At 28.6% G+C, this 8,275-nt stretch carries 7 protein-coding genes and 1 other annotated feature; of the genes, 6 read left to right on the top strand and 1 reads right to left on the bottom strand.

Features of this window, described 5'->3' with window-relative positions; all coding sequences use genetic code 11:
- Positions 1-39: 39 nt before the first annotated feature.
- Positions 40-238, top strand: a binding site (T-box leader).
- A gap of 185 nt (positions 239-423) precedes the next feature.
- Both argS and CIW83_RS19975 read left to right on the top strand, forming a co-directional pair.
- On the top strand, positions 424-2,124 hold the full coding sequence (gene argS / locus CIW83_RS19970) for an arginine--tRNA ligase (RefSeq protein ID WP_094904205.1): 1,701 nt from the start codon (positions 424-426) through the stop codon (positions 2,122-2,124).
- A gap of 6 nt (positions 2,125-2,130) precedes the next feature.
- A complete protein-coding gene (locus CIW83_RS19975) occupies positions 2,131-3,090 on the top strand; it encodes a hypothetical protein (RefSeq protein WP_094904206.1) in 960 nt (319 codons plus the stop codon).
- Between the two features lie 11 nt (positions 3,091-3,101).
- Here the strand turns inward: CIW83_RS19975 and CIW83_RS19980 are convergent, their stop codons facing one another.
- Positions 3,102-3,296 carry a hypothetical protein gene (locus CIW83_RS19980; RefSeq protein WP_094904207.1) on the bottom strand — a complete coding sequence of 65 codons (195 nt, stop codon included), beginning with the start codon at positions 3,294-3,296 and terminating at the stop codon, positions 3,102-3,104.
- A gap of 152 nt (positions 3,297-3,448) precedes the next feature.
- Between CIW83_RS19980 and CIW83_RS19985 the strand changes: the two genes are divergently transcribed.
- The 4 genes from CIW83_RS19985 (at position 3,449) to CIW83_RS20005 (ending at position 8,057) form a co-directional block, all read left to right on the top strand.
- A complete protein-coding gene (locus CIW83_RS19985) occupies positions 3,449-5,218 on the top strand; it encodes a B12-binding domain-containing radical SAM protein (protein ID WP_094904208.1) in 1,770 nt (589 codons plus the stop codon).
- 1 nt (position 5,219) lies between these two features.
- The gene (locus CIW83_RS19990) at positions 5,220-5,648 is read left to right on the top strand and encodes a hypothetical protein (RefSeq protein ID WP_094904209.1); all 429 of its coding nucleotides are present in this window, start codon (positions 5,220-5,222) and stop codon (positions 5,646-5,648) included.
- Between the two features lie 341 nt (positions 5,649-5,989).
- A complete protein-coding gene (locus CIW83_RS20000) occupies positions 5,990-7,123 on the top strand; it encodes a lipopolysaccharide assembly protein LapB (protein WP_094904211.1) in 1,134 nt (377 codons plus the stop codon).
- A gap of 22 nt (positions 7,124-7,145) precedes the next feature.
- Positions 7,146-8,057 (top strand): bifunctional enoyl-CoA hydratase/phosphate acetyltransferase, encoded by a 912-nt coding sequence (locus CIW83_RS20005; RefSeq protein WP_094904212.1) that lies wholly within the window; start codon positions 7,146-7,148, stop codon positions 8,055-8,057.
- Positions 8,058-8,275: the final 218 nt, after the last annotated feature.

Raw genomic sequence — 8,275 nt, forward strand, 5'->3', positions numbered from 1 at the left:
TATACAGATAATATTGTATATTATATAGTAATAATTATATATAATTCGTAGATTGAGAGAGTAAAATGTTCACCGTGTTGAAGCGAGCTGGGTTGGTGAGAGCCAGCACATAGGAAATATTTGAAGAGAGCTCAGGAGAATATATCTGAAAAGAGTAGGATATTACGCTAGTAGCGTTAAAATTTCGAGTGGGCATTTGCCAACAAGAGTGGTATCACGGGTAGCTCTCGTCTCTTATATTAGAGACGAGAGCCTTTTTTATGACCTAACTTAGCGAACGCTAGTGAGCTTTAGTAGGTCAAACGCAACGAGAACCAAATCTATGTGAACGATGGTGAGCAAATGAATTTGAGTTTCGAGACTGCGACATACAAGTAAATAAAAAAGAAACAATTGTAAATTGAATAATAGGAGGTTGAAAATATGTTAAACTTTAGAGAAGAAGTTGTTAAATTGATTAAGTCCCAGGTAGATGCACTTACAGAAGAAGAAATATCTTCTTTAATAGAAGTGCCACCATCATATGATATGGGGGATTATGCTTTCCCAGTGTTTAGATTAGCTAAGGCTTTTAGAAAAGCACCACCTGCTATAGCTGAGGAGTTAGCAAGTAAATTTGGAGAAAATGAGTGCTTTGAAAAAATAGAGAATAAAGGTCCATATCTAAATTTCTTTATAAATAAAGGTAAGCTTACAGAAATTACTTTAAATGAAATAAAAGAAAAAGGGATTAGATATGGTTCTTCAGATATAGGTAATGGTAAGACAGTTATAGTAGAGTATTCATCACCAAATATTGCAAAGCCTTTCCATATTGGGCATATTAGAACAACAGTTATAGGAAATGCTTTATATAAGATATATACTTTCTTAGGATTTGATACAGTTGCTATTAATCATTTAGGTGACTATGGTACTCAATTTGGTATGCTTATTTCTGCATATAAGAAATGGGGAGATAAAGAAGTAATAGAGGCTGATCCTATAAATGAATTATTAAAATTATATGTTAGATTTAACGCAGAAGCAGAAGAACATGAAGAATTAAGAGATGAAGCTAGATATTGGTTTAAAGAATTAGAAAATGGAAATGAAGAGGCTCTGGGGTTATGGGAGTGGATTAGGGAAATAAGCTTAAAGGAGTTCAATAAGGTATATGATATGTTAAATATTAAATTTGATTCCTATGCTGGAGAATCTTTCTATTCCGATAAGATGCCTGCAGTAATAGAGGAATTAAGAGAAAAGAACTTGATGAAGGAATCTCAAGGAGCTTATTTAGTGGATTTAGAGGAATATGGTATGCCACCAGCACTTATTATGAAATCTGATGGCTCAACTTTATATACTACAAGAGATATTGCAGCTGCCTTCTATAGAAAGAAAACCTATGATTTCTACAAAAATATATATGTAGTAGCTTCGCAACAAAATCTTCACTTTAAAGCTTGGATGAAGGTAATAGAGCTTATGGGGTATGATTGGGCAAATGACTGTATCCATATACCATTTGGTATGGTTAGTTTAGAAGATGGTACTTTATCTACTAGAAAGGGTAGAGTTGTCTTCTTGGAAGATGTATTAAATACTGCAGTTAAAAATACTTTGGATATAATAAATGAAAGAAATCCAAAATTGGAAAATAAAGAAGATGTAGCAAAACAAGTTGGAATAGGCGCTGTAATATTTCAAGAATTATTTAATCAAAGAATCAAAGATTATGTATTCTCTTGGGATAGAACATTAAGTTTTGAAGGAGAAACTGGTCCTTATGTTCAATATACCCATGCAAGAATAAATTCTTTACTTGAAAGAGGAGAGTTTAATATAGGGGATAATGTAAATTATAGTCTTCTTAATACTGAGGAAGAAATAAATATAACTAGATTTTTGTATGATTTCCCTAAAGTAGTACTAGATGCTATGGAGAAAAATGAACCTTATTTCATCACAAGACATATAGTCGAAATAGCAAAGGCTTATAATAAGTTCTATAATTCTTGCCCTATAATCACAGATGATATAGAACTTAAAAAAGCAAGACTTATGTTATCCTTTACAGCTAAGACTGTATTAAAAACAGGATTAGATCTATTAGGAATAGAAGCACCAGAAAGAATGTAGATATATATGACTAAAATGAGTTTTGAAAGATTGTTATTAAACTTATTCCAAGAAGATTATAATGGGGAGAAGAGATATGGTTATATATCTCAATTATCTATAATAACTACGAAGTCTTTAATTCCTATGATGAATGAAGAAGGAGTTAGAATTGACTATATTAGATTTTTAGAAGAGTTTAAATTATGGTCAAACTATAGAATTGGAGAAAACTCTTCCTTGTTAAATGCACAGGGAAGAGTAAATCCAAGTTTATATTGGAATGATAAAGATGATTCTATAATAAGTAGAATAATACCTATAGTTCTTGCAAATCAAAGATATGAAATAATAGAAGAAGAAACTATAAGAAATATACTATTTACATCTGGAAATCTTCAAATTTTATTTGAAACAATAGCTATTGTACATTTATTGTATTTAGTTCTTAGGAATGAGGATAATATAACAGAAAAGCTAAAGGAAAACATTATCGGATTTTCTCAAACTAATTATATGGACAAATATAAAAAGTATTATAGAATAGAAATTGAAAATTATTCAGGGAATTTCAAGGTGGAATTTGAAAGAGAAAAAATACATCTATTGAATTTTTTAAACGGTATAATGAATAATAGGTATTTGAGTCTAAGGGATATTCTTAAGGTTTTAGATAAAGAAGAACCAAAGACATTAATAGGCAAAGTATTATATGACTTTTTACATGATTCAAATAAGGAATATAATCTTCCTAGATTTTATATTAATCTTGGTGAATATATTATATCTTTAAGAAAATCTAGAATAGACCCTGATAAGCTAAAGATAAAAGAATATATCTTACCAGATGTATTTAATTTTAATGAGGGTGATGTTTTTTTTCATTCTTTACTCAAGGAAGCTAAAGTAATTAAAAAAGAAGTAAAGGATAATACCCTAACTTCTTTAATTCAGACTAAAACTGGTATGTACTTATTTAAAAGATAGACCTTAGGGGTCTATTTTCTTAGATACTCTAAAAAATCTTTTTCGTCAATTTCCGCTAAAGAACTTAATTCCTCCACAATACTGTCTTTTAAACTTAAAAATTCATTTATTTTAGTATTGTTACCTGTATATTCCAAGGCTTCAATAATTAATAGCATATCATCTTTAGACATTTCTTGGATAGAAATTTTATCGAATTCTCTCATGATTTATCTCCTTTCTTGTCGTATTATACAATATATTCTATAAGACTTTTGTCAAAAATTCAATGACTAATCTTATCTTTTCGTAAATTCTCTGTATAAGACTAAAAACTAATGATATAATGTATTTAATATAATAAAAGGAAGGTAAATAGATGAAAGTAATATTAAGTACATTAAATTCTAAATTTATTCATTCCTGTTTAGCTATTAGGTATTTACAGGGGTATGTTGAGGATTTAATCCACATTGATATAAAAGAATATACAATAAATCAAAATATAGATTTTATAGCTTCAGATTTATATAAATTGGAGCCTGAGATTATTGGATTTTCAACTTATATTTGGAATTTAACAGAGACATTGAAAATATGTAAGATTTTGAAAATAGTAAATCCCAAAATAAAGATAATTTTAGGAGGACCAGAAGTTTCTTTTGATGGAGAAAAGATTTTAGAAGATAATAAGTTTATTGATTTTATTATTTATGGTGAAGGAGAAGAAACGTTTAGGGAGTTTATAAAAAAATTAATTGACGGCGATGAAGATTATGATGATATAGAGGGATTAATCTATTCTCAAGGAAATAGAATTATTAAAAATCCTCCTAGAACTTTGATTAAAGATTTAAACATTATACCGTCTCCGTATAAAAATATAGGAGATGAGTTTGAAAATAAAATAGTATATTTTGAATCTTCAAGGGGATGCCCATTTAACTGTGAGTTTTGTCTTTCGTCAACTATTAAAGGAGTAAGATATTTTGAGATTAATAGGGTTAAGGAAGAGTTAAACAACCTAATTGAAGGCAAAGTGAGGCAGGTAAAATTTGTAGATAGAACCTTTAATGCTAATAAAAATTATGCAATGGAGATAATGAATTTTATTATAGATAAGAATCCAAAGGATATAAACTTTCATTTTGAGGTCACAGCTCATCTATTAGATAGAGAAATGCTAGATTTTTTGTCTGGTGTAAAAGAAGGATTGTTTCAATTTGAAGTAGGTGTACAATCTACTAATTTAGATACTATAGATGCTATTGGAAGAACTACTGACTTTGAGAAATTAAGAGATATTACTAAGGAAATAAAATCACATAAAAATATTCATCAGCATTTAGATTTAATTGCAGGACTTCCATATGAGGGGTATGATTCTTTTAGGAAATCTTTTAATGATGTATATGAAATAAGACCTGAAAAAATACAATTAGGTTTCTTAAAATTACTTAAGGGCTCTGGATTAAGAAAGGATCAAGAGAAATATGGATTTAAGTATCTGGATGAACCTCCTTATGAAGTATTGGAAAATGATTTTATTAAGTTTAAAGAAATAATAAAATTAAAGATAATAGAAGATTTAGTAGAGAGGTATTATAACGAAGGATATTTTGAGCATACGCTGGAATTCATAGTTTACAATCATTATACTAGCCCATTTGATTTTTATGAAGATTTCTCATATTACTGGGAATTTAAAAATTACCATAAAGTATCTAATAGTAGAAATAGACTATATGAAATATTAATAGAATTTTATAAACATAAGGGATTTAATAATATGGTAGTGTTTAATGAACTTCTAAGATTTGACTTTATAAAGAATAATAAGGGATCTAGATTTCCAAATGGAATTTTAGGATTTAAAGAGGGTATAAAACAAAGTATTATTCATGAAATTCTAAAGAATGAGAAAGTAATGGAGAATTACTTAGAAGATTATAAAGATTTACCTACCAAAAAGATAATTCAAGATATTGCAGTTGAAGTCTTTAGCGTTAATATTTTTAAAATGATAGAAGATGGTTATAATTCAACAGACTATAAGATTAGAACTGATATATTGTTTGTATATCAGAAGGGAGTTATAAATAGATGTAAAACATATGATATAAGCAATATAATAAAGGAGATGATTTAATTTGGATATAATAAAGGATTTTCTAATGATTAATAATCAAACTTTTAAGAAAACAATAAGTAGTCTAAAAAGCAATTGGATGATAATATTTACTGGGATAGTATATATAATTTTGAATACAGCTATTTTTACTGTAGTCTTGAGTATCTTTAGAGGAGTGTTATCTATTTTTGCAGGGATTATTTTGGCTATAGTTAGTGCTGGTTTAATTTCAAACTACTTGTACTTGCTATATAACATAATAAATTATAATAGAATGACATTTCAAGATTTTAAAGATGGATTCAAATATTTTCTTAGAAAGGTATATACTATATTCTTTTTTGCTTGGATAGGAAATTATTTACTATCCCTTATTCAAGGGATGCTAGGATTTAATGCTTATATTTTAAATAATAATAATAATGGTATCTATATTGTTTCTACTTAATTCATTGCCTGAAACTCTATATTTAAAAGTTTTAGACCCTATGGACAGTATTATGTATTCTATTGATTTTATGAAAGAAAATTGGCTAAACTGGTTGTTGCCAAATGCGATATTTTATGTAGCTCTTTATTATCTAACAGGTAATATTGTTACAGACCTATTTACAACTCATCTATCTTTTGGGTTCAATTTTGGTACTTCTAGTATCATAAAATATCTGTTAGGACAGGGAGTGTTTTCATTCATGATGATCTATAGAGGACATTTATTTAAATTATTAAGTACTAGTACTAGAAGAAAAAGAATGTTTATGAATAAGTTTTAAGAATAGAGGGTGAAATATGGATTTTATTAATGAGTATTTTAGAAGGAAAACAGACAAGATTACATTTATTGAATTGAAAAAAAATACAACAACAAATATTAAGGGGTATCCTATAGATAAAGATATTCCCCTCCCAATAATAACTGATGTTCTAGTAAATGAAATTATAGAAGGTAATATGGAAGAAGAAATAAAATTAGTTCATGTAATAGATGGAATTATTTATTTAATGGGAATAGATCCTCTGTTTATGTATATGGAAGATTATAAGAATATACTCATGTCCTATAATGAAAGAGCAGAAGATTATATTTTTTATCAAGGAATTAAGAGTATAGAAGATGATGATTATGATAGAGGAGTCATTTATTTTAGGGCATTAAAATATATTAATCCTGAGAATGTTAATGGGATATTTAATTATGCCCTCGCATTAGAAGAAATATCAAAAAGATATCTGGAAAAAGAGCAAGAGGAGAAAGGAATGCAGTTTCTAGAAAAATCTACGAATGAGTTAGAAACTATATTGGATATAGATGATAAATATCCATTAGCATACTATAAATTAGGATATCATTATAAATTTTCAGAGCAATATTTAAAAGCAAAGCTTATTTGGACAAGATATTTAACTCTAGATAAGGATGAGTTAAGGCTACAAGAGATAAGGGGAGAGATAGAACTTATTGAAAATGATGCGGCTTTAGAGACAGGATTAACTTACTTATCCCGAGAATACTTTGATAAAGCCTTAGATATATTTCTAAAATTAATGCCTAAGTTTGAAAAGTGGTGGGAACTTAAATATCTAATAGGTGCATGCTATAAAGGACTTTCAGACTATGAAAAGGCAATTGACTATTTTCAAGGAGCATTAGAGCTTTATAAAGTTGATTCTGATGTTTATAATGAATTAGGAATATGTTTATTTACTATAGGGGATATGGATGACGCTATAGATGTATATACAGAAGGAATTGAAAATATACCAGATGATTATAAACTTTTATTTAATAGAGGATTATGTTATTTGCAGTTAGGACAACTAGAAGATGCCTATAGAGATATAGAAAATGCAGTGGATTTAAATCCTAATGATGAAAATATGAATGCTCAGAAAGAGATTTTAGACAATCTGATTAATAAATAATATTTAATATGGAGGGGTAACAATGAAAATCAACAAACTAGATGAGTTATTAAATTTGAAGCACGAAAAACCTATGAAGTTGGTAGTAGTAGCTTGCCATGATGAAGAAGTTCTCGCCGCTGTTCTTGAAGGTAAAAGACTAGGCATAGCTGAACCGATATTAATTGGAGATAAGGAAAAGACAATTGAGATTGCTAAGGAAAAAGGATTAGATATAAGCTCTTATACAATAATAGATGAAAAAGATTTAAATATGGCAGCAGAAATAGGGGTTAAAATGGTATCAAGTGGGAAAGCTAATTTTATAATGAAAGGTTTAGTTGATACTTCCATATTATTAAAAGCTGTACTAAATAAAGAATGGGGACTTAGAACTGATTCATTACTATCTCATGTAATGCTATATGATATACCTAATTACTCAAAATTAATATATTTAACTGATGGTGGAATGAATTTACAACCTACCTTAGAGGATAAGGTAAAAATCATAGAAAATGCTGTAACAGTAGCAAAGGCACTAGGAAAAGAAGAGGTCAAGGTTGCTTGTTTAGCGGCTAAAGAAAAGTTAGATCCTAAAATGGTGGCTACTGTGGATGCTAGTGAGTTAAAGTATAGATATGAAGAAGGAAAGTTTTCGAAGGGAACGATTGTCGATGGGCCTATGGCATTAGATTTAGCTGTATCTTCATCATCAGCTGAGATAAAAGGATATAAATCAAAAGTTTCAGGTGATGCAGATGTTTTATTAGTACCAAACATTGAAATGGGTAATGGAATTGGAAAGAGCATTACTTATTTTGCTGGTGGAAAATCTGCAGGGGTAGTAATGGGTGCAAAAGCTCCTATAGTATTAGTATCAAGAGCAGATGATCATGAAGCCAAATTGTATTCAATTGCATTAGGCAGTTTAGTAGCAGCATATAAAGGATAGTGGATAACTAATAAAAGAGTGGATGAATCGTAGGGAATTACCTATATATCATCTGAATTAAAAGATTTTGTTAAAAACTTGAAGAAATTTCAAAATAGATGTTGACTTTAGATTAAAAACCGTGTATTATAATAAAAGTCGGCTGCGACATTGAACAAAACAAATCAAATTAAAGGTTTGAAAAAAGTTCAAAAAAACAGTTGACATCTCTTACAAAA

The organism is Tissierella sp. P1 (genome assembly GCF_002266425.1).
GTDB lineage: Bacteria > Bacillota > Clostridia > Tissierellales > Tissierellaceae > Tissierella > Tissierella carlieri.

Bases quoted from the DNA above. Each gene is read 5' to 3' on its own strand.
- CIW83_RS20005 (WP_094904212.1), top strand. From the start codon at position 7,146: ATGAAAATCAACAAACTAGATGAGTTATTAAATTTGAAGCACGAAAAA.
- CIW83_RS20000 (WP_094904211.1), top strand. From the start codon at position 5,990: ATGGATTTTATTAATGAGTATTTTAGAAGGAAAACAGACAAGATTACA.
- CIW83_RS19975 (WP_094904206.1), top strand. From the start codon at position 2,131: ATGACTAAAATGAGTTTTGAAAGATTGTTATTAAACTTATTCCAAGAA.
- CIW83_RS19985 (WP_094904208.1), top strand. From the start codon at position 3,449: ATGAAAGTAATATTAAGTACATTAAATTCTAAATTTATTCATTCCTGT.
- argS (WP_094904205.1), top strand. From the start codon at position 424: ATGTTAAACTTTAGAGAAGAAGTTGTTAAATTGATTAAGTCCCAGGTA.
- CIW83_RS19980 (WP_094904207.1), bottom strand. From the start codon at position 3,296: ATGAGAGAATTCGATAAAATTTCTATCCAAGAAATGTCTAAAGATGAT.